5 protein-coding genes and 1 pseudogene are annotated in these 22,861 nt (G+C 72.4%); 4 read left to right on the top strand and 2 right to left on the bottom strand.

The genetic code is table 11. From position 1 onward, the window contains the following. Positions 1-105 precede the first annotated feature (105 nt). The gene (locus tag ACWCPW_RS27465; protein WP_449764266.1) at positions 106-17,109 is read left to right on the top strand and encodes an amino acid adenylation domain-containing protein; all 17,004 of its coding nucleotides are present in this window, start codon (positions 106-108) and stop codon (positions 17,107-17,109) included. A 98-nt stretch (positions 17,110-17,207) separates the two neighbouring features. Here the strand turns inward: ACWCPW_RS27465 and ACWCPW_RS27460 are convergent, their stop codons facing one another. Further along, positions 17,208-17,771 carry a hypothetical protein gene (locus ACWCPW_RS27460; protein WP_449764265.1) on the bottom strand — a complete coding sequence of 188 codons (564 nt, stop codon included), beginning with the start codon at positions 17,769-17,771 and terminating at the stop codon, positions 17,208-17,210. A gap of 313 nt (positions 17,772-18,084) precedes the next feature. Between ACWCPW_RS27460 and ACWCPW_RS27455 the strand changes: the two are divergent. Beyond that, positions 18,085-19,418 (top strand): annotated as a pseudogene (locus ACWCPW_RS27455) (transcriptional regulator). 31 nt (positions 19,419-19,449) lie between these two features. Continuing rightward, positions 19,450-19,986 (top strand): NUDIX hydrolase, encoded by a 537-nt coding sequence (locus tag ACWCPW_RS27450; protein ID WP_449764264.1) that lies wholly within the window; start codon positions 19,450-19,452, stop codon positions 19,984-19,986. Between the two features lie 138 nt (positions 19,987-20,124). Here the strand turns inward: ACWCPW_RS27450 and ACWCPW_RS27445 are convergent, their stop codons facing one another. After that, positions 20,125-21,678 carry an MFS transporter gene (locus ACWCPW_RS27445; RefSeq protein WP_449764263.1) on the bottom strand — a complete coding sequence of 518 codons (1,554 nt, stop codon included), beginning with the start codon at positions 21,676-21,678 and terminating at the stop codon, positions 20,125-20,127. 213 nt (positions 21,679-21,891) lie between these two features. On the opposite strand from ACWCPW_RS27445, the gene ACWCPW_RS27440 reads away from it, so the two are divergent. After that, positions 21,892-22,851: an RNA polymerase sigma-70 factor gene (locus ACWCPW_RS27440; RefSeq protein ID WP_449764262.1), complete on the top strand. Its 960-nt coding sequence runs from the start codon at positions 21,892-21,894 to the stop codon at positions 22,849-22,851. The last annotated feature ends 10 nt before the right edge of the window (positions 22,852-22,861 follow it).

Raw genomic sequence — 22,861 nt, 5'->3', positions numbered from 1 at the left:
TTCACCTGGGGGATGGTCGCATTGCGTTCGTTTGGCGATTCCGCCGCGCAGGCAGACCCGTGGCCGGAACGGGAACCCACCCCGGACGCGCCGCGGAGCGGCACCGTGCCGCTGTCGTTCGCGCAGCGCCGCATGTGGTTCATCGACCGGTTCGAGGGCCCGTCGGCGACCTACAACGCCGCCTTCCCGCTGCGCCTTTCGGGCACGCTCGACGCGGCGGCGCTGCGGCGGGCCCTCGCTGACGTGGTGGCGCGGCACGAGAGCCTGCGCACGTTGATCGGCGAGGACGACACGGGTGTGCCGTTCCAGCGAGTGCTGCCGGCCGACGACGCCTTCGTCGCGCTGCCGGTGGTGGACGTGCCGGAGGAGGGGCTCCCCGACGCGCTGACGCGGGCCGGTGCGCGCCCGTTCGACCTGACCGCGCAGGTCCCGATCCGCGGGACCCTGTTTCGCTGCGGCCCCCGGGAGCACGTTCTCCTGCTGCTCTTCCACCACATCGCGTGCGACGGCGTGTCCCTGGTGCCGCTGGCCCGCGACCTGGCCGCCGCCTACACCGCACGCCTGGCCGGCCGGGCCCCCGACTGGGCGGAACTCCCCATCCAGTACTCGGACTACACGCTGTGGCAGTACGACCTGCTCGGTGCCGAGGACGACCCGGACAGCCTCCAGCGCGCCCAGGTCGAGTACTGGCGCACGGCCCTGGCGGGCGTCCCGCAGCCGCTCGCGCTGCCCACCGACCGGCCGCGCCCGCCGCGGGCCGGCCACCGCGGCGCGGACGTGGAGTTCACCCTCGACGCGCAGGTGATGGCCGCCGTCGAGCACCTGGCGAACACCCGCGGGGCGACGGTGGCGATGGTGCTCCAGGCAGCCCTCGCCGTGCTCCTGCACGGACTCGGCGGCGGCGACGACCTCACCATCGGCTCGCCGATCGCGGGCCGCACCGACGAGCAACTGGCCGACCTCGTCGGCTTCTTCGTCAACACCTGGGTGCTGCGCGCCGACCTGTCGGGCAATCCCACGTTCACCGGGTTCATCGAGCGGGTACAGGACAAGGCCCTCGCGGCCTACGACCACCAGGACGTGCCGTTCGAGCGCCTGGTGGAGGCCCTCAACCCCGAGCGGTCCACGGCCTACGCACCGCTGTTCCAGGTCATGTTCGCGTGGCAGAACTTCACCCTCCCGGACTTCGCGCTGCCGGGGCTCGACGTGCGGCACGTGTGGCCGCCGACCACGACCGCGAAGTTCGACCTGTTCTTCAACGTCATCGACCTGCCCGGACGGGGCGTCGTCGGCCACCTGGAGTACGCCACCGACCTGTTCGACGCGCGGACGGCCCGGACCCTGGCCGACCGCTACACCCGCCTGGTGGCGCGGTTGTGCGCCGACCCCGATCGGCGGATCGGCTCGGTCGACCTGCTGGACGAGGACGAGCGGGAACTGGTCCTGCGGCGCTTCAACGACACGGCCGCGCCCGTCCCGGACGCGACCCTGCCCGTCCTCTTCGAGCGGCGGGCCGCGCGATGCCCGCGATCCGTCGCCGTCGTCGGCGGCGACACCTCGTACACCTACCGGGAACTCGACGACGCCGCCGACCGGCTCGCACGGGAGCTGGTGCGGCGAGGCGTCGGCCCGGAGACCCTGGTCGGGCTCGCCCTGCCACGCTCGGCCGAACTGGTCGTGGGCCTGCTCGGCATCCTCAAGGCGGGCGGCGCCTACCTGCCGCTGGACCCGCGCCACCCGAGCGCGCGGCTGGACTTCGTGCTCGCCGACGCCCGGCCGCGACTGCTCCTGACGGACGCGCGGGCCGCGGCCGTCCTGCCGGACTCCGGCATCCCCCGGCTGTTCCTCGACGACGTGCCCGACGGCTCCGACGGCTCCGACGGCGCGCCGACGCCGGCCCGCGCGGCGCCGCGCCCGGACCACGCCGCGTACGTCATGTACACCTCGGGGTCGACGGGGACCCCGAAGGGCGTCGTCGTCACCCACGCCACCGTCGTCAACGGCATCACGCGACTCGCCGCCGCCGTCGGCGTCGACGAGCACACCCGCATGACGGCGGGTACGTCGATCAACTTCGACGTGTCCGTCTTCGAGATCCTCACCACGCTCGCCGCGGGCGGCACCGTCGACGTCGTCCGGGACGTACTCGCGCTCGCCGAGGACGGCGGCCGGCACGGCGATGTGATCAGCACCGTGCCCTCCGTCTTCGCCGAACTCCTCGACGAGATCGCCGACACGACCTCCGTGCGCACACTGGTGTTCGCGGGCGAGGTCCTGCCCACCGCGCTGGTGCGGCGCGCCCGTGCGGCCTTCCCCGGTGTCCGGATCGTCAACGCCTACGGCCAGACGGAGTCGTTCTACGCCACCGTGTTCACCCTCGACGGCGCCACCCTCGCCGCCGACGGCGGGCCGGACACCGGCAGCACGCCGCTGGGCGCTGCGCTCGGCAACATGCGCGCCTACGTCCTGGGCGCCGGGCTCGCGCCCGTCCCGGTCGGCGCGGTGGGCGAGCTGTACGTCGCCGGACACATCGCGCGCGGCTACCACCGCCGCCCCCAAGCGACCGCCGAGCGCTTCGTCGCCGACCCGTTCGGACCGGCCGGCACGCGGATGTACCGCACCGGCGACCTCGCCCGCCGGACACCCGACGGGCAACTGCACTACGCGGGCCGTGCCGACGACCAGGTGAAGGTGCGCGGCTTCCGCATCGAACCCGGCGAGGTGGAGGCCGCCCTCACCGCACACCCCGCGGTCGCCCGGGCGGTGGTCGTCGCCCGGGACACGGCCGGGGGCCGGCAACTCGTCGCGTACGTGGTGCCCGTCGACCGGGTCGTGCGGGCGGACTCCGTCGACCTGCTGGCCGGGATCGACGCCCGGGAACTGCGGGCCGCCGCGGCCCGACGGCTGCCGGACTTCATGGTGCCGTCCTCGTTCGTGGTCCTGGACCGGCTTCCGCTCGGCCCGAACGGCAAGGTCGATCGCGCGGCACTGCCCGAGCCGGAAGTGTTCGGCGGCGCGTACCGGGCGCCGCGCACCGCCCACGAGAAAGTGCTCGCCGCGGTGTTCGCCGAGGTCCTGGGCCTGGAACGGGTGGGGCTCGACGACGACTTCTTCGCGACCGGTGGCGACAGCATCCGCTCGCTCCAGGTGGTCGCGCGGGCCCGGGCCAAGGACGTCGACATCACCCCGAAGCTGATCTTCGAATGCCGGACGCCGGCGGCGCTCGCCGAGGCCGCGACCGCGGTGACCGCGGCCGACGGCGTCGACGACGACGGGATCGACGAGTACGCCGGCGACGACTCGGTCGTACCGCTGCCGCCGATCGCGCGGCATCTGCTCGACGCGGGCGGCGGGTACGAGCGGTTCGCGATGGCAGTGGCCGTGGAACTGCCCGAGGGCATCGACGAGGCGGGGCTGCACGCGACGCTCGCCGCCGTGGTAGCGCACCACCCCATGCTGCGCTCCCGGCTCACCGAAGCCCCGGCCACCGCTGCCCCCACCGACGCGGCCCGGCCCGGCGCCGGCGGGCACCAGCCGGTTCTCCTGGTCGAGGATCCGGCCCTGCTCGACGTGACCACCGTGCTGCGCCGCACGCCGTGGGAGGACCCCGGCGACCGGGCCGCCTGGGAGGAACTGCTCGGGGACGAACTGGAGTCGGCGGCCGATTGTCTCGACCCGCGCGGCGGGGTGATGGCGCGATTCGTGTGGTTCGACCCCTCGCCCACGAAGCGGGCCGAGGCCCCCCGGGCGCGGGGGCGGCTGCTCATCGTGCTGCACCACCTGGTGGTCGACGGCGTGTCCTGGCGGGTCCTGCTGCCGGACCTGGCCGCCGCCTGGGCGCAGGTGCGCGACGGCGGCACGCCCCGGCTGCCCGGGGCGGGCACCACGCCGGGCCGGTGGGCGCGTGCCCTCGCCCGCGAGGCGCACACCGCCGAGCGGTCGGCCGAACTGCCCCTGTGGCGGGCGATTCTCGACGGTCCCGATCCGCTGTTGGGCGCGCGGGACCTCGACCCCGAGGTGGACACCCGCTCCACGCTCGAACACCTGCGGATCGGCCTGTCCGCCGAGGCGACCGCGTCGCTGCTCACCACACTCCCGGCCGCATACCGCGCCGGCGTGAGCGACGGGCTGCTCGCGGCCCTGGCCCTGGCGGTCGCCCGTTGGCGCCAGGGCCGCGGTGTGCACGCGTCCGCGACGCTCATCAAACTGGAGGGGCACGGGCGCGAGGAGAGCGTGCTGCCGGGCGCCGACCTCTCGCGTGCGGTGGGCTGGTTCACCACCGTGTTCCCGATCCGCCTCGACGTCGCGGGCCACGACCCGGACGAGGCCTTCGCGGGCGGCCCGGCCGCGGGCGCGCTCGTCAAGGACGTCAAGGAACGGCTGCGCGCCCTGCCCGACAAGGGCCTCGGCTACGGCCTGCTCCGCCACCTGAACCCGGAGGCCGGGGCCGAACTCGGCCGGTACTCCGAAGGGCAGATCGGCTTCAACTACCTGGGCCACTTCGCGGCCGCGGACATGCCCGAGGACCTGCGGGGCCTGGGCTTCACCATGGTCGGCGCCCCGACCGCGCCGCGCACCATGGACATCCCCGCCATGTCCACCCTGGAGATCAACGCGGCGGTCCTCGACACCGGTGCCGGTGCCTGCCTGGAGACGGACTTCGCGTACCCGCCCGGGGTGCTCGACCGCGCCGAAGTGGGCGAACTCGCCGGACTGTGGCGGACCGCGCTCGAAGCACTGGCCCGGCACGCGGAAGACCCGGACGCGGGCGGGCTCACCCCGACGGATCTGCCCCTGGTGGCGGCCACGCAGGCGGACATCGACGGGTGGGAGCGCAGCTACCCCGGTCTGGTGGACGTCTGGCCGCTGACGGCCCTGCAGTCGGGCCTGCTGTTCCACACGGAGTTCGAGGGCGCCCGGGACCCGTACCGGATGCAGCTCACGTGCCATGTGTCCGGGCATGTCGACGCGGACCGGATGCGCGCGGCCGGGCAGGCCCTGTTGGATCGACACCCGAACCTGCGCGCGGCGTTCACGACCGACACCGCGGGCAACCAGGTCCAGGTCATCAGCCCGGAAGGCGTCGAACTGCCTTGGCGGGAGCTCGACTTCAGGGGGCTGCCGGACCGGGGGCGGGACGAGGCCGTGGCCGGCTTCCTCGCCGACGACCAGGCCGCGCCCTTCCCACCCGGCACACCACCGCTGCTGCGGATGTCGTTGATCCGCACCGGCGAGCTGGGGTCGGACCTGGTCCTGACCGCCGCTCACGTGCTGTTCGACGGCTGGTCGTTGCCGCTCCTGCTGGGCGAACTGCTCCGCCTGTACGCCTGCGCGGGCGACCCGTCGGCGCTACCGCGTCCGCGCCCGTTCCGGGACTTCCTGCGCTGGCTCGACCGGCAGGACAAGGACGCGACCGCCCGCGCCTGGACGGCGGAGCTGGACGGTGTGCGCGAGCCCACCCTGCTCCTACCGGATGCCGTGTCCGGCCCCGGCGACCGGCGCGCGGCCGAGCACACGGGCATCGGGCGGGTCGAGGTCGACCTGTCCCCGGACGAGGCCCGGGAGTTGTCCCGGCGGGCCGTCGAACTCGGCATCACCGTCAATACCGTCGTGCAGGGAGCGTGGGCGGTCCTGCTCGGACAGTTGACAGGCCGTCAGGACGTGGTGTTCGGCGCGACCGTATCGGGCCGCCCGCCGCAGGTGCGGGGCTGCGAGAGGATGCTCGGCCTGTTCATCAACACCGTTCCCGTACGGGTCCACTGCACCCCCGGCACGCCTCTCGCGCAGGTCCTGACCACCCTCCAGGGGCGGCAGGCCGCGCTGCTCGACCACCACCACCAGAGCCTGGCGGACCTGCACCGCACGCTCGGACTGTCGACCCTCTTCGACACCCTGGTGGTCTTCGAGTCGTACCCCGTGCACCGTGCGGGCATCGCGGAGGCACACACCGCCGCGGGCATCGAGATCACCGGTATCCGTCCCGTTACGGGCACCCACTACCCGCTGACCGTCATGGCGGAGGCCAACCCGCACCCGCGGCTCTCCCTCCACTACCAGCGGGCCCTGTTCGAACCGTCCGCCGCGCACACGCTCGCGGACCGCCTCCTGCGCGTACTGCGCCGGATCGCGGCCGACCCGCAGGCCCCGGTCGGCTCGGTCGACATCCTGGCAGCGCACGAACGCGCCCTGCTGCTGGGCACATCGACCGCCGCCGCACCGCCCGCCCCGGTGCCGGAGGCGACGGTGGCGGACATGTTCGAACGGCAGGCGGCGCGGACTCCGGACGCGACGGCGGTGCTCCACGACGGTACTTCGGCGACGTACGCCCGCATCGCAGCCCGGGCCGACCGCCTGGCCGGGGAACTGATCTCCCGGGGGGCGGGCCCGGAGCGTGTGGTGGCCGTGTCCCTGCCCCGCACCACCGACCTGATCGTCGGCCTGCTGGCCGTGCTCAAGGCGGGCGCCGCCTACCTTCCGATCGACCCCGCATACCCCGGCGACCGCCTGGACCTGATCCTGCGCGACGCCGCGCCCGCCCTGGTCCTCACCGACACGGCGACGGCGGACGTGTTGCCCGCCACCGACGCGCCCGTCCTGCTCCTGGACACCGTCGACCTCGTGGGGCATCCGAGGAGCGGCCCCGTCGAGAGGCGGCGTCCGAGGCCACGCTCGCTGGCCTACGTGATGTACACGTCGGGGTCCACCGGTACCCCCAAGGGCGTGCTCCTGGACCATGCCACCGTAGTCAACGGCATCCGCCATCTCGCCGACCGCACCGGTATCCGCCCGGGCGCTCGCGTCCTGGCGGCAACCTCGGTCAACTTCGACGTCTCCGTCTTCGAGATCTTCACCACCCTCTGCCACGGCGGCACCCTCGACCTCGCCCGGGACATCCTGGAACTGGCCGAACGCGACGAATGGCACGGCGGGGTGATCAGCACCGTGCCCTCCGCCTTCGCCGAACTCCTCGACCGGATCCGCGACAAGACATCCGTGGAGACCCTGGTCTTCGCGGGCGAGGCACTGCCCGCCGCGCTCGTGCGGCGCGCCCGCGCGGCCTTCCCCGATGTCCGGATCGTCAACGCGTACGGCCAGACGGAGTCCTTCTACGCCACCACCCGCACGGCCGACGACACCGGAGAGGGCGTGAGCCCGAGCGGCATTGCGATCGGCACCCCGCTGCCCAACCTGCGCGCGTACGTACTGGGCTCCGGCCTCGCCCCGGCGCCGGTGGGCGTCGTGGGGGAGCTGTACGTCGCCGGGGAGTTGGCCCGTGGCTATCTCGGCCGGGCGGCCCAGACCGCCGAACGCTTCGTCGCCGACCCCCACGGTCCGCCCGGCTCCCGGATGTACCGCACCGGCGACCTGGCCCGGCGGCGCGAGGACGGACACCTGGAGTACGCGGGCCGCACCGACACCCAGGTCAAGGTGCGCGGGTTCCGGATCGAACCCGGCGAGGTCGAGGCCGCCCTCACCGCGCATCCGGACGTGCGACAGGCGGTCGTGGTCGCCCGAGACTCCGGCGCCGGCGGCACCCGTCTGCTCGCGTACGTGATCCCGGCCGACACCCCGGCCGACCCCGTCGACGCCACGGCTGTGCGCGCGTACGTCGCGGCCCGACTGCCCGAGTTCATGGTGCCGTCGGCGTTCGTCGTCCTCGATCGGCTGCCGCTCACCCCCAACGGCAAGCTCGACCACGAGGCCCTGCCCGCCCCGACGGTCGACGGCGGAACCCACCGGGCGCCGAGCACATTGCGGGAGAAGGCCCTGGCGGACCTCTTCGCGCAGGTCCTGGACGTGGAACGGGTCGGTGTCGACGACAACTTCTTCACCCTGGGCGGGCATTCGCTGCTCGCCACCCGGCTGACCGCGCGGATCCGCGCGCACCTGGGCGTGGAACTGCCGATCCGCACGGTGTTCGACGCCCCCACGGTCGCCGAACTGGTGCGGGAACTGGGCACGGGCCCGGACGTCCGGGCGCCACTGGGGGACCGGCCGACCCGCACCGGCAAGGTGCCGTTGTCGTACGCGCAGCGCCGATTGTGGTTCATCGACCGGTTCGAGGGGCCGTCGGCGACGTACAACATTCCGCTGACACTGCGACTGACCGGCGACCTGGACGTGGCCGCGCTGACCGCGGCGCTGCGGGACGTGGTGGCCCGGCACGAGAGCCTGCGCACGGTGTTCGCGCAGGACGGCGACGGCACGCCGTACCAGGTGGTGCTGCCCGTCGACGCGGCCCGACTGCACGTGCCGGTCGTGGCGGTGAGCGGGCCTGGGGCCCAGGATGCCGCGGACGAGCCGGCCCGGCGGCCCTTCGACCTGGGCGCGGAGATTCCGCTGCGGGCCGTCCTGCTGCGCCGCGACGCCACGGATCACATCCTGTGCCTGGTGCTGCATCACATCGCCGGTGACGGCCAGTCGATGGCGCCGCTGCTGGGCGAGTTCTCCGCGGCCTACGTCGCCCGGCGCGCGGGCCGCGAGCCCCGGTTCGCACCGCTCCCGGTCCAGTACGCCGACTACGCGCTGTGGCAGCACGACCTGCTCGGCGACGCGGACGACCCGACCAGCGTCCTGGCAGGCCAGTTGGCGTACTGGAGGGCGGAGCTGGCAAGCATCCCGCAGCCGCTGCGCCTGCCGGTCGACCGGCCGCGCCCGGCGGTGGCGAGCCACTGCGGCGACCAGGTCGAGATCACGCTCGACGCCAAGCTCCTGGCGGCCGTCGAGGCGCTGGCACGCGAGCACGGGGCGACGGTCGCGATGATGTTGCAGGCGGCGCTCGCGGTGCTGCTGCACCAGATGGGGGCCGGGGACGACATCCCCATCGGCTCGCCGATCGCGGGCCGCACCGACGCCGCGCTCGACGGCCTGATCGGATTCTTCGTCAACACGTGGGTGCTGCGCGCGGACCTGTCGGGCCGCCCCACGTTCGCGGAACTGCTCGACCGGGTCCGGGACAAGGCGCTGGCCGCGTACGACCACCAGGACGCGCCCTTCGAGCGCCTGGTGGAACTGCTCAACCCGGAGCGGTCGACGGCACACCACGCGCTCTTCCAGGTGATGCTCGCCTGGCAGAACATCGACCGGGTGGACCTCGACCTGCCGGGCCTGCGCGCCACCCCTGTGCCGACGGGCACCGGCACCGCCAAATTCGACCTGTTCGTCAACCTCGCGGCGGTCGACGGCGCCGAAGGCCGGGAGGTGCGGGGCCTGCTCGAATACGCCACCGACCTGTTCGACCGGGACACCGCGGCGCGCCTCGCGGACCGGTTCGCGCGGGTGTTGCGGCAGGTCGTCGCGGACCCCGGGGCGCCGGTCGCGGCGGTGGACGTGCTGGAGCCGTCCGAACGGGAGCTGCTGCTGGGCCGGTTGAGCGGGGCGGCGACCACCGCCGCCGTTCCCGAGCCGTCCGTGGCGGGCCTGTTCGAACGGCAGGCGGCGGCCACACCGGACGCGACGGCGCTGGTGTGCGACGGCGAACGGTTGTCGTACGCGGACCTGAACGCCCGCGCCGACCGCCTCGCCCGGGTGCTGCTGTCCCGTGGCGTACGCCCGGAGAGCCTGGTCGCCGTCTCCCTGCCGCGCACCCCCGACCTGATCGCGGCCCTGCTCGCCGTCCTCAAGGCGGGCGCCGCCTACCTGCCGATCGACCCCGCGTACCCGAGCGAGCGCCTCGGCCTCATCCTGCGCGAGGCGGACCCCGAACTGGTCCTCGCCGACGCGACGACGGCGGACGTGCTCCCGGCGACGACCACGGCCCCGGTCGTGCGGATGGACCGGCTCGACCACGCGGCGCGGCCGGAGCACGACGTGGCCGTCGGGGACCGGCCGGGTCCCGGATCCCTGGCATACGTGATGTACACCTCCGGCTCCACCGGCGCCCCCAAGGGCGTCGCCCTCACCCACCACTCGCTGGTCAACGGCCTGCGCCAACTCGCCGTACGGTCCGGCATCCGCGCGGGCACCCGCGTCCTGGCCGCGACGTCGATCAACTTCGACGTGTCCGTCTTCGAGATTTTCGCCACCCTGTGCCACGGCGGCACGCTCGACGTCGTCCGCGACGTCCTGGCCATCGGCGAGCGCGGCGCCCCGCTCGGCGGCGTCGTGTGTGCCGTCCCGTCCGTGTTCGCCGAACTCCTCGACGACATCGCGGACACGACCGCCGTCGAGACGCTGGTGTTCGCCGGCGAGGCGCTGCCGTCGACGCTGGTGGACCGGGTACGGGAGACGTTTCCGGGCGCCCGCGTGATCAACGCCTACGGTCAGACGGAGTCCTTCTACGCCACCACGTTCACGGTCGACGACGCCGGGCCCCGGAGCGGCGGCACACCCATCGGCACCCCCCTGCCGAACATGCGCACCTACGTTCTCGGCCCGGGGCTGACACCCGTGCCCGTCGGCGCGGTCGGTGAGCTGTACGTCGCCGGACCGATCGCGCGCGGCTATCACGCCCGCCCGGGAGCGACCGCCGAACGCTTCGTCGCCGACCCGTACGGCCCGCCCGGCGCACGCATGTACCGCACCGGCGATCTGGCCCGCCACAACCGAGACGGACACCTGGAATACGCGGGCCGCGCCGACGCCCAACTCAAGGTGCGCGGCCTGCGCGTCGAGCCCGGCGAGATCGAGTCCGTGCTCGCCGGGCACCCCGCCCTCACCCGGGCGGTCGTCGCGGCACACGAGTACGCCGGCACGGTGCACCTGGTCGCCTACGTCGTCCCGAGCGGTGCGCGGCACAACGCCGACCGCGTCGAGAGCGTGGGCGACATGGACATCGACCTGACGGCCCGGGTCTCGGTGCGGGAACTGCGGGCGTATGTGGCACGGCAGTTGCCGGAGTACATGGTGCCGTCGCACTTCCTGGTCCTGGACCGGCTCCCGCTCGCCCCGAACGGGAAACCGGACCGGTCGGCGCTGCCCGACCCGGAGTTCACCGGCGGCGTCTACCGGGCGCCGGCCTCGGAGCTCGAACGCATCGTCGCCGACGTGTACGCGCAGGTGCTCGGCCTGGAACGGGTCGGTCTCGACGACGACTTCTTCGCCGCGGGCGGCGACAGCATCCGGTCCATCCAGGTGGTGTCCCGGGCGCGGGCCGCGGGCGTGGAGATCACGCCGCGCCAGGTCTTCGAGTGCCGGACGGTCGCCGAACTCGCACGCGCGGCCGCGGCCGCGGAACCAGGCCGCGGTGTGGTGCTCGACGAACTCCCGGGCGGCGGGACGGGCAGCATGCCGCTGCTGCCGATCGCCGCGTCCATCCGCGACCTGGGCGCGGGCTTCGACCGGTTCGCGATGTCCGTCGCGCTGCGGCTGCCGCGGGGCGTGGACGCGGACGGACTGGCGGCGACGCTGCGCGCCGTGTTCGACCGGCACGACATACTGCGGTCGCGGCTGGTGAACGACGATTGTGTGCGGTTGTGGATCGCCGCGCCCGGCTCGGTCGACGTGCCGGGCCTGGTTCGCCGCGTGCAGTGGGCGGGCCCATGGGAGAACCAGGCGTGGCGGGAGTTCGCCGCGGCGGAGCTCAACGCGGCGGCCGGGCGGCTGGATCCGGGCGCGGGGGTGATGGCGCAGTTCGTGTGGGTCGAGTCGACGTCCGGCGACCCCGGGCGGCTGCTCGTCGTGCTGCACCATCTGGTGGTGGACGGGGTCTCGTGGCGCATCCTGCTTCCCGACCTCGCGGCCGCCTGGCAGCAGGCGCGCGCGGGCCGGGTGCCGGAGCCGGCCCCGGTCGGCACGTCCGTGCGGCGCTGGGCGCACGCCTTGGCGGACGACGCGCGACGACCCGAGCGCACGGTGGAACTCGCCTACTGGCAGGGCGTATTGGCGGGACCCGACCCGCTGCTCGGCACACGTGCGCCGGATCCCGTGCTGGATGTCGCGTCCACGGTGGAGCGCGTGTCGCTGCGGCTTCCGACGACGGTGACCGACACGCTCCTGACCACCCTCCCGGCCGCGTTCCACGGCGGCGTCAACGACGGTCTGCTGGCCGCGCTGGCCCTGGCCGTGGCCCGTTGGCGGCGCGCCCGCGGCGTCGACGAGCCGTCCACACTGATCAGGTCGGAGGGGCACGGTCGCGAGCAGGACGCGGTACCGGGGGCCGAACTGTCGCGCACCGTGGGCTGGTTCACCACGCTCTTCCCGGTGCGGCTGGACACCGCGGGAGTGGACCTCGACGAGGCGTTCGCAGGCGGGCCGGCCGCCGGGGCGCTCGTGAAGGCCGTCAAGGAGCGACTGCTCGCCGTGCCCGACAAGGGTCTGGGCTACGGCCTGCTCCGCTACCTCAACCCCGACACCGCGGCCGGCCTCGCCCGGTACCCCGCGGGGCAGATCAGCTTCAACTACCTGGGCCGTTTCTCGGCCGCCGACATGCCCGACGACCTGCGGCACCTGGGCTTCACCCCGGCACCCGAACTGGTGGGTCTGACCGCCGACCTCGACCCGGACATGCCCGTGGCGGCCACGCTGGAGATCACCGTGGTGGCCGTCGACACCGGCGACGGCACCCGGTTGGACGCCACGCTCGGCGCTCCCGCGGGTGTGTTGCCGCGCTCGGCGGTCGGGGAGTTGGCGGACCTGTGGCGCCAGGCACTCGAAGCGCTCGCCACACACGCGTCGGGCGTCGGCGCGGGCGGGCTCACGCCCTCCGATCTGCCACTGCTGCCGGTGCACCAGCGCCAGATCGAGGTGTGGGAGGAGCGCTTCCCCGACCTGGCCGACGCCTGGCCGCTGACGCCCCTCCAGTCCGGGCTGCTGTTCCACTCCTTCCTCGGCGACGGCACGTTCGACGCGTACCGGATGCAACTGGCCTTCCACGTGGTGGGCCGTGTGGACGCGGCCAGGATGCGTGCGGCGGGCCAGGCCCTGCTGGAGCGGTATCCGAACCTGCGGGCCGCGTTCGTCGACGCGGTCGACGGCCGGCCGGTGCAACTCGTGCCGGGACGGGTCGTGTTGCCGTGGCGGGAACTCGACCTGAGCACCTTGCCAGCGCGGGAGCGGCAGGCGGAGCTCGCCCGGTTCCTGGCGGACGACCACGCCGCGGCCTTCGACCCGGCCGTGCCGCCGCTGCTGCGGATGACGCTCGTACGGATGGCCGAAGAGCGCTTCGAACTGGTTCTGACAGCCCATCACATCCTGTTCGACGGCTGGTCGTTCCCGATCCTGATGCGGGAGCTGCTTCGGCTTTACGACACGTCCGGCGACGCGTCGTCGCTGCCCCGGGCGCAGGGTTACCGGGAGTTCGTGCACTGGCTCTCCCGCCGGGACGCGGCCGCGTCGGCCGCCGTGTGGGCGGGCGAGTTGGAGGGGCTCGACGGGCCCACGCTGCTTGCGCCCGGCCGGGGCTCCGCCGACGGGAGCGGCATCGGGCAGGTCGACGTGGCGCTGTCCGCGGAGGAGGCCCGGGCCCTGTCCCGGCGCGCCGCCGAGCTGGGCGTGACCGTGAACACGCTGGTCCAGGGTGCGTGGGCGGTGCTGCTGGCCGGGCTCACCGGCCGGGACGACGTGGTCTTCGGGGCCACGGTCTCCGGACGCCCGCCCGCGGTCGTCGGCATCGAGTCGATGGTCGGCCTGTTCATCAACACTCTGCCGGTACGCGTGCGTTGCCTCCCGGGCTGGTCGTTCGCGCAGGTGCTGACCAGGCTTCAGGAGCGGCAGGCCGCGCTGCTCGACCATCATCACCACGGGTTGGCGGACATCCAGCGGGCTATCGGGTCGGCGGAGCTCTTCGACACGCTGGTGGTGTTTCAGTCGTATCCGGTCGATGAGGTTGGGGGTGGGGGCGAGAGCAAGGGCGTGGGCGTGGGCGTGGGCGTGGGCGGGTTTGGGGCTGGGGCCGGGGCTCCGGCCAGGGATGGGGATGGGGATGGGGATGCCGACTCGGGCGCCGGGATTGCCTTCACGGGTCTGCGTCCGTTCACCGGGACCCACTATCCGCTGACGCTGATGGCGGGTGCGGACCCTTACCTGCGGCTGTTGCTTCAGTACCGTCCGTCGGCGTTCGACCGGGGTGCGGTCGAGCACGTCGCCGGGCGCCTGGCTGACGTTCTGCGACTCGTGCTGACCGCCCCCGACGAGCCGGTGGCCCGGGTCGACGTCCTGGCGCCGGGAGACCGCGACCATTTCCTGCGTGGCCTCGACGACACGGCGGATCCGGTGGTTTCGGCGACAACGCTGCCCGAGCTCTTCGAGCGGCAGGCGGCGGCCACGCCGGACGCCACGGCGCTGATGCATGCCGGCGGTCGTTTGTCGTACGCGGACCTGAACGCCCGCGCCAACGGCCTCGCCCGGGAGCTGCTGTCCCGTGGGACGGGCCCGGAGACGGTGGTGGCGGTGTCCCTGCCCCGCACCCCCGACCTGATCGTGGCGCTGCTGGCGGTCCTCAAGGCAGGCGCCGCGTATCTGCCGATCGACCCCGAATACCCGGGCGCCCGCCTGGACTTCATTCTCCGTGACGCCGATCCCGCGCTGATTCTCAGCGACACCGTGACGACGGACCTGCTTCCCGACACGAAGGTCCCGATCCTTCACCTGGACGGGCTCGACTTCGCTGGCCTCCCGGCGACCGACCCGGCCGGCCGCTGCGAGCCGGGCTCCTTGGCGTACGTGATGTACACGTCGGGCTCCACCGGCACTCCCAAGGGCGTGCTCCTGGACCACGCCACCGTCGTCAACGGCATCCGTCATCTCGCCGACCGCACCGGGATCCGCCCGGGCCCGCGGGTCCTGGCGGCGACCTCGGTCAACTTCGACGTCTCCGTCTTCGAGATCTTCACCACTCTCTGCCACGGCGGCACCCTCGACCTCGCCCGGGACGTTCTCGAACTGGCCGAACGCGACGAATGGCACGGCGGGGTGATCAGTACCGTGCCCTCCGCCTTCGCCGAACTCCTCGACCGGATCACCCACACCGTCACCGTCGACACGCTCGTCTTCGCGGGCGAAGCCCTGCCGTCGACGCTGGTCGAGCGAGCGCGGCAGGCGTTCCCCGGTGTGCGGGTCGTCAATGCCTATGGTCAGACGGAGTCCTTCTACGCGACCACCTTCGGCATCAGCACCATTGATGGCACCAGCACGGCCGGCGGCAGCGCGCCCATCGGCACCCCGCTGCCCGCCATGCGCGCCTACGTGCTCGGGCCCGGGCTGAGGCCCGTTCCCACGGGTGTCGTCGGCGAGTTGTACGTCGCCGGGCAGTTGGCCCGCGGCTATCACGCCCGTCCGGGACCGACCGCCGAGCGCTTCGTGGCCGACCCGTACGGTCCGCCGGGCTCGCGCATGTACCGCACCGGCGACCTCGCCCGCCGGCGCGGGGGCGGACACCTGGAGTACGTGGGTCGCACCGACAGCCAGATCAAGATCCGCGGCTTCCGTGTCGAAGCAGGCGAGGTCGAAGCCGCCCTCGGCACGCATCCCGACATCCGGCAGGCAGCCGTCATCGCGCGGGACGCGCCCACCGGGAAGCACCTGGTCGCCTACGTGACCGGGGACGGGATCGACACCGATGCCCTGCGCGCGTTCGTGTCCGGCAAGCTGCCCGGCTTCATGGTCCCGTCGGCCTTCGTGGCCTTGGACCGGCTCCCGCTGACAACCAACGGCAAGTTGGACCGGGCCGCGCTGCCGGCCCCGGACCTCGGCGCCGGCGCGGGCGCGTATCGGGCGCCGCGGACCGCGCGCGAGGAGACGCTGTGCGCCCTGTTCGCGGAGGTCCTGGGTGTGGAACGGGTGGGTGTCGACGACGACTTCACCGCACTGGGCGGGCATTCACTGCTGATGATGCGCCTGTTCGCCCGGGTAGACGCCGAACTCGGTGTGCGGGTGCGAGTGCGGGACTTCCTCGCCGCGCCGAACCCCGCCGGCCTTGCCGGGCTGGTCGAGAACGCGGCGGCGGGCCGGGCGGCCGACGCCCCCGCCGTCGTGCCGCGCTCGGAGGCGCGGCTCGCACCCGAACTGCGCTTCCCGGACGCGGGAGGCTTCGGCGCGTCACCGCGGCACGTACTGCTCACCGGAGCCACCGGATTCGTCGGCGCCTTCCTGCTGCGCGAACTCCTCGCGCAGACCGACGCACAGGTGCACTGCCTCGTGCGCGCGGACGCGGACGCGCACGCGCACGCGGATGCGGAACAGGAGGGACGCGTACGCCTGTATGCCGTGCTGGACTCGTACGGCATCGACGTGGGTACCGACGCCGGGCGCGTGCACATCGTGCCCGGCGACCTCGCGCACGACGGTCTCGGCATCGGCGCCGCCCGCTGGGCGGGGCTGCGGGATCAGGTGGACACGATCGTGCACGCGGGCGCACACGTGCACCACCTGTCCGGGTACGAGCGCCTGAAGGCGGCGAATGTGGAGGGCACCCGGACCCTGCTGCGGCTTGCCGCCGAGGGCATCCCCAAGCGTTTCCACCACGTCTCCACGCTGGGGATCTTCGGCAGCGCCGCCGGGCCGCGCCTGCTCACGGAGGACTCCCCGATCGAGGACGCACGGCACACGGCCGCCGACGGCTATGTGGCGAGCAAGTGGGTGGCCGACCTGATGGTGCAACAGGCCATCGCGCGCGGCGCGTCCGGCCGGGTATACCGACTCGGCCGGATCTGGGCGGAGTCGCAGCACGGCGCCGTCAACCCCGACGACATGTTCTGCCGCCTCCTGACCACGTGCGCCGCCCTCGGCTGCCACCCGGAGGGAACGGCCCTACGCGCCGACCTCCTGCCCGCCGACATCGCGGCCCGCGCCCTGGTCGCCCTGGCCCTGGCCGACGCCGCCCCGGCCGTCCACCATCTGCACCACCCTCGGCAGACGGGTGTGGACGCCTTCCTGCACGTCTTCGACGCATGGCGCGGCAGCCGATCGAAGCCGGTATCCGTCCCGGAGTGGCTCCGCCGCCTCGGCCAAGCCGCCGAGGCCGGCCGCCCCCTGCCATTCCTGCCCTACCTGCACGTCTTCCGGCAGTTCGAGGAAACCCTCGGCGACACGGCCCATCTCCCGCCCGACACGTACACCAACGCCCGGACCCTGCACACCCTGGAGCAACTCGACATCGCCCTGCCCGAGGTCGACGAACGAATGATGCGAGCCTTCTGGCAACGCCTGGAGGCCAGGGGGGAACTCGACTGACAGCACACCCTGGCCCCACCCCCGACGACGAGCCCCAGGTGCCCGGCGGACGGGGCTCGGTACGGCCGGCGTGCTCAATCGCGCACCATCGCATCCGCTCACCGGCCGGCCGCCGGGGTGTCGAGTCGGCGACGGAGGATCCGGTCGGCGATGGCAGCGCGGATGCCCTCGCTTCCGAGCCACAGGCCGAGGCGCCGGTGGAGTTCGGCGACCTGGTCGATGGTCAGGCCGGTCACCGGCACGGGGTCGAGGCACAGCCGTGGCTCGGGCGGCCCGGTGGTGGGGATCAGGTCCGGGCGATGCCGACCGATGTCGTCGAGGAGTACGACACGGTGGTGTTCCTCGATGTGCGCGACGACACCCGGTTCGTCGTCGATCGGGTACACGACGACGCGCAGGAGGAGCCCGAAGCCGTCGCGGACGACCCGCGCTCGACCGGGCTGCGGCTCGTCCGAGTGTCGCGGGCACAGCAGGGTCTCGGCGAGGGCGCCCACCTCGGCGTCGGTGAGGTGGAGATGGACGCGGTCGATCCGCACCGCCGACGAGTGCGTCCCGGCGGCGGCGACGGTCAGCCGCCACGGCCGCGCGTGTTCGACAGGCGCGAGGTGGATGCTCCAGGCGGGCAGGGTCACCATCGCGGTGATCGCCTCGGTATCGGTCACGAGGGCTCCAACGGGTGTGTGGGCATCGGGGGTTGCTGTGGAGCGAGGTGGTGGAGCGGGCCCGGCTGCCGCTCGGTGCGGCGCGGGCGACGGAGGGTGGCCGGTGCCCGGAAGCGCACCGACTTGGATCAGGGCCTCCTGGTTGGTCACGCTGTCTCCATCCGGTCGCCGCTGCAGCCCCAGGTTCGTGCTCCTGCGGACGTCACGGCAGGTGTGCGAACCGGCCGCCGATGTGCACGATTCACACGGGGTGTGAAACCGAAATCGTTAGGCTCGGTGACCAGGGCCTGGTTCTGCAACAGCGAGGAGACCCGTGAGCCCGAACCACTTGCTCGCAGCAGCGCTTGATGACGCCGGTATGTCCCGCGCCGGACTCGCCCAGCGCGTTAACGACCTCGGTACCCGTGCCGGCCTGACGCTGCGCTATGACCATACTTCCGTCGGCCGCTGGCTCAAGGGCCAACGACCTCGCGGGCAGTCGGTCGAACTGGTCTGCGCGGTCCTAGCCGAGCGCTTGGGCCGCGCTGTCACCGCGCCCGACATCGACTTCGCCGGTCGGCCGGACGATTCGCCGATCGAGCTGATGGCTTTCGTCGAACGTGCCCCGGCTCTCTGGACATCGGACCACCGGCTCTCCAAAACCGTTCACGAGACTCCCGCCATAACAGGCGTGGCTGCCATTGCACCTGTGTGGGAGTGGGAGAACCCGCCCACGACGCCAACACCTCACATCGAGGAATCGCCCGTGTTGGTCCTGAGGATCTCGAGATGCTGCGCGCAGCGCGCATGCACTACGAACGCATGTACCAGCAGGCCGGCGGCCTGGCCGCGAAACCACGTGTCATCCGATTCCTCGCCGAAAACGTCGCCCCGGCCATCCGTGGCAGTTACCCCGATCGCGTCGGCCGCGAGCTGTTCCGCGCGGTCGGGGGGCTCGTTGCGATCGCGGGCATCTGCACTTACGACTCCGATCAACAGGGCCTGGCTCAGCGCTACTTCCACCAGGCGTTGCGAATGGCGAAGGCGTCCGGCGACCAGGCGTTCGGCGGATATGTCATCGCTCTCCTGGTCAATCAGGCTCTGTTCCTGCGCGACTATCGGCAAGCCATTGCCTTCGCCGAGGCGGGTCTGCGCACCGCCGGTCCGCACTTGTCACCAGCATTGGCGACCGACCTACACGCCATGCAGGCCAAGGCATTTGCCCGGATGAAGCACTCGACCGCAGCACGCCACAGCCTCACCAGGGCCGAGGCGGCCCACGAACGGATCCACCGCGCCGACGAACCCCCCGAGACGACCTACGTACAGCCTGGCCGCATCGACCATCAAGCCGCAGAGGCGATGCTCAGCCTCGGCGATCACCGGGCCGCCCTTCGCTACGCCGAGGACGCCGTCCACGTAAAGACCCACACACGCGGGCGCGTCCACCGTCTCGCGACCCTCACTTCCGTGGCGGTGGCCTGTGGGGACCTGGACCAAGCGGTCTTCTCGGCGGCGTCGATGCTTGACGCCGCACAGGGCGTCGAGTCCCGCCGGCTGCTCGACCGTATGTGTGCGATGCATCGCACGCTCGCACCGCATGCGGACGTGCGGGCAGTGCGCGAGGTGGCCGAGAGAGTCGAGACCGCGCTGGCCCTGTCTGTCTGACGGACACCGAATCGCCCGCGAGGAGACCGGCATGAAGTGGATCAAGCACAGCGAGACCGACGTCTACAGCAACAAGTGGTTCGCCATCCGACTCGCCGACGTCGAACTGCCCGACGGGCGCCACCTCGACCATTACCTCATCCGGCAACGGCCCGTCGCACTCGCAACGATCGTCGACGACCAGGACCGGGTCCTGCTCCTGTGGCGCCATCGATTCATCACCGACACCTGGGGCTGGGAACTTGCCGCCGGAATCGTCGAGGAGCAGGAGGGCGAGACGATCGAGGAGGCCGCCGCCCGGGAGATGTTGGAAGAGACCGGTTGGCGACCGGGACCGCTCCGTCACCTGCTCAGCATCGAACCCTCAAACGGCCTCTCCGATGCGGTCCACCACGTCTACTGGTCGGAAAGCGGCGACCACGTCGGCGATCCGGAAGACGCGTTCGAGTCGGACCGGGTCGAGTGGGTGTCGCTCAAGGAAGTACCGGACCTCGTGGGCCGCAGCGAGATCCGATCGGCGAACGCCATGGCCGCGCTCCTGCTGTTGCACCGGATTCGCGGACTCTGACACCGGACAGCACCATCCGCTGCCTTCGACATCGAAGGGTGCCCCCGCCGAGGGCTCCGGTCTCGATTCTCCCGAGACCGGAGCCTCTCCGCGTGCGCGCGGTGTTGCCGGCGTTTCGACCAATGCCGACCGTTGGGATCAGGTGTGCGCCGGCAGAGGCTTGGCACCGTGGTCGTCCGCGAGTGCGGCATTCTTCTCCGTGCCCTCGAACCTGGCGGTTTCGTCGGGGATTGCGGCGCCTGTCTCGGCACCGAGCTGCTCCGGACGGGCCGTATTCATCAGCGCGGCAACGATCAGCGCGCCCACCACGATGATGCCCGCGGCCCACGCCCCCGCCTCCGCGAAGCCCTCCACCAGTGCCTGCTTCGCGGTCGCCGGGCTGCTGTCGTGGGAGGCCAGGTAGTCCACGGTCGCGCTCGTGGCGATGGTGTTGAGCAGCGCCGTTCCGAGCGAACCGCCGATCTGCTGCGCGGTGTTGACGGTGGCCGAGGCCACGCCCAGGTCGCCCTGGTCGACGCCGTGGGTGGCGTAGTTGATGGCCACCGGCATGACCAGGCCCGCTCCGAAGCCGAGCAGGAGCTGCGAGATCAGCACGCCGCCGGCGTACGAGGTGTCCGGGTCCACGGTGATCATCCACAACATGCCGACGGCGTTGACGAGCATGCCGGGCACGATCAGCGCCCGCGGCGGGAACCTGGGCATCAGCCGGGTGCTGAGCCCGGCGGCCGACACCAGGACCGCAACGGCCATGGGCAGGAAGGCCGCCCCCGTCTTGGTCGGCGAGTACCCCTTGACCACCTGCATGTAGTAGGTCATGAACAGGAACGCCCCGAACATGCCGATGATGGCCAGACCCACGGCCAGGTACGCGCCGCCACGAGTGCGGTCGGCGACCACCCGCAGCGGTAGCAGCGGCTGCGCCATCCGGCTCTCGACGAAGACGAACATCGCGAGCAGCGCCGCGCCGACGGTCAGCAGGCCGAGGACCGTCGTCGAGCCCCAGCCGTCCGCCTCGGCCCTGGTGGTGGCGTACACGATCGCGACCAGCCCGCCGGTCACCAGCACTACGCCCGGGATGTCCAGGCGCGCCTTGCCGTCTCGCCGCGACTCGGCCAGCACCATGTACCCGCCGATCGCCGCGACCAGGGCGATCGGGATGTTGACGTACAGGCACCAGCGCCAGTCCAGGTAGTCGGTCAGCGCCCCGCCGGCCAGCAGCCCGATCGTGCCGCCCGCGGCGCTGATGCCGCCCCAGATCCCGAACGCCTTGGTGCGGTCCTTGGGTTGGCTGAACGTCACCGTCAGCAGCGCCAGCGCGGACGGCTGGAGCAGCGCGCCGAACGCCCCCTGAACGGCCCGGGCGACCAGGAGCATCTCGAAGTTTCCCGCCGCGCCGCCGAGCGCCGACGCGGCGGTGAAGCCGAGCAACGCGATCAGGAAGGTCCGCTTGCGTCCGACGTAGTCGGCGATCCGGCCGCCGAGCAGCAGCAGGCCGCCGAACGCCAGCGTGTACGCGGTGATGATCCACTGCCGGTCGGCATCGGAGACCCCGAGGTCCCCCTGGATGGACGGCATCGCGATGTTCACGACGGTGGCGTCCAGTACGAGCATGAGCTGGGCCAACCCGATGAAGAACAGCGCGACCCAGCGGCGCGATGGGCCGGCCGGGGCCTGCGCGTTCGTGGTTGCCATGACGTGGTCCTCACTCGTGGTGGTACGTGCCGCGCCGATCCTTCGCGCGGCGTCCTGACGTTCACGAGACGTGGGCGATTCGATCCGCGTGACAGTGGCGTGATGTGCCGTACGTCACCCGGTCGCAGGTGTCACAAAGCGGCCGGGCCCGACGTCTTGTGCGTACGGGTGCGGGAACCGGTCATGGGAACGAACGGGTAGGAGAAGCCAGGCATGAGCGCAAGCAGCGAGGAACCAGCGGAGGCTGCGGCGGGTACGACCGAGCCGCCCCGCGTCGGCGAGGGTCGCGTGGACTCGGCCGCGGCCACCGACGCGTTCGTGGCCCACCGCAACCTCCTCTTCACCGTCGCGTACGAGATGCTCGGCTCGGCCGCCGACGCGGAGGACGTTTTGCAGGAGGCCTGGTTGCGGTGGGCGGGGGTCGACCTGGCCGCGGTGCGCGAGCCGCGCGCGTTCCTGGTGCGGATCGTGACCCGGCTGGCGTTGGACCGGCTGCGCGCACTCGACCGCCGCAAGGAAACCTATGTCGGCCCCTGGCTGCCCGAGCCGCTCCTGACCACGCCCGACGTGGCCGAGGACATCGAACTCGCCGACAGCCTCTCGATGGCGATGCTGCTGGTGATGGAGACGCTCACGCCGACCGAGCGCGCGGTGTTCGTACTGCGGGAGGTGTTCGACGTCGCCTACGACGAGATCGCCGAAGCCGTGGACAAGAGCCCCGCCGCGGTCCGCCAGATCGCCCACCGGGCGCGGGCGCACGTCGCGGCACGCCGCCCACGCGACGTCATCTCCCCGGCCGAGACCCGAGCCGCGCTCCAGGCCTTCCAACGCGCGGTCGAGACCGGAGACCTGCAAAACCTCGTCGACATCCTCGCGCCCAACGTCGTAGCCCTCAGCGACGGCGGCGGAATCAGGCACGCCGCGGTGCATCCGATTGTGGGAGCCGACGAAGTCGCCCGTTTCCTGGCCTTCGGCGTGACCAGATTCACCGCCGGCGTATCGATCGAGGCGGTCCAGATCAACGGCTGGCCCGGACTCATCATGCGCCGTGCCGGAGAGATCCACGGCGTCATGGCCATGCGCGTCGAGGCCGGCCTCATCACCGGCCTCTACACGGTGCGCAACCCGGAGAAGCTGTCCCGCCTGGAGCAGGAGACCGAACTGAGCCGTTGAGGGGGGAAGC

The sequence above is a fragment of the Embleya sp. NPDC001921 genome (genome assembly GCF_053594475.1).
This window is presented reverse-complemented; position numbering and strand designations above follow the sequence as displayed.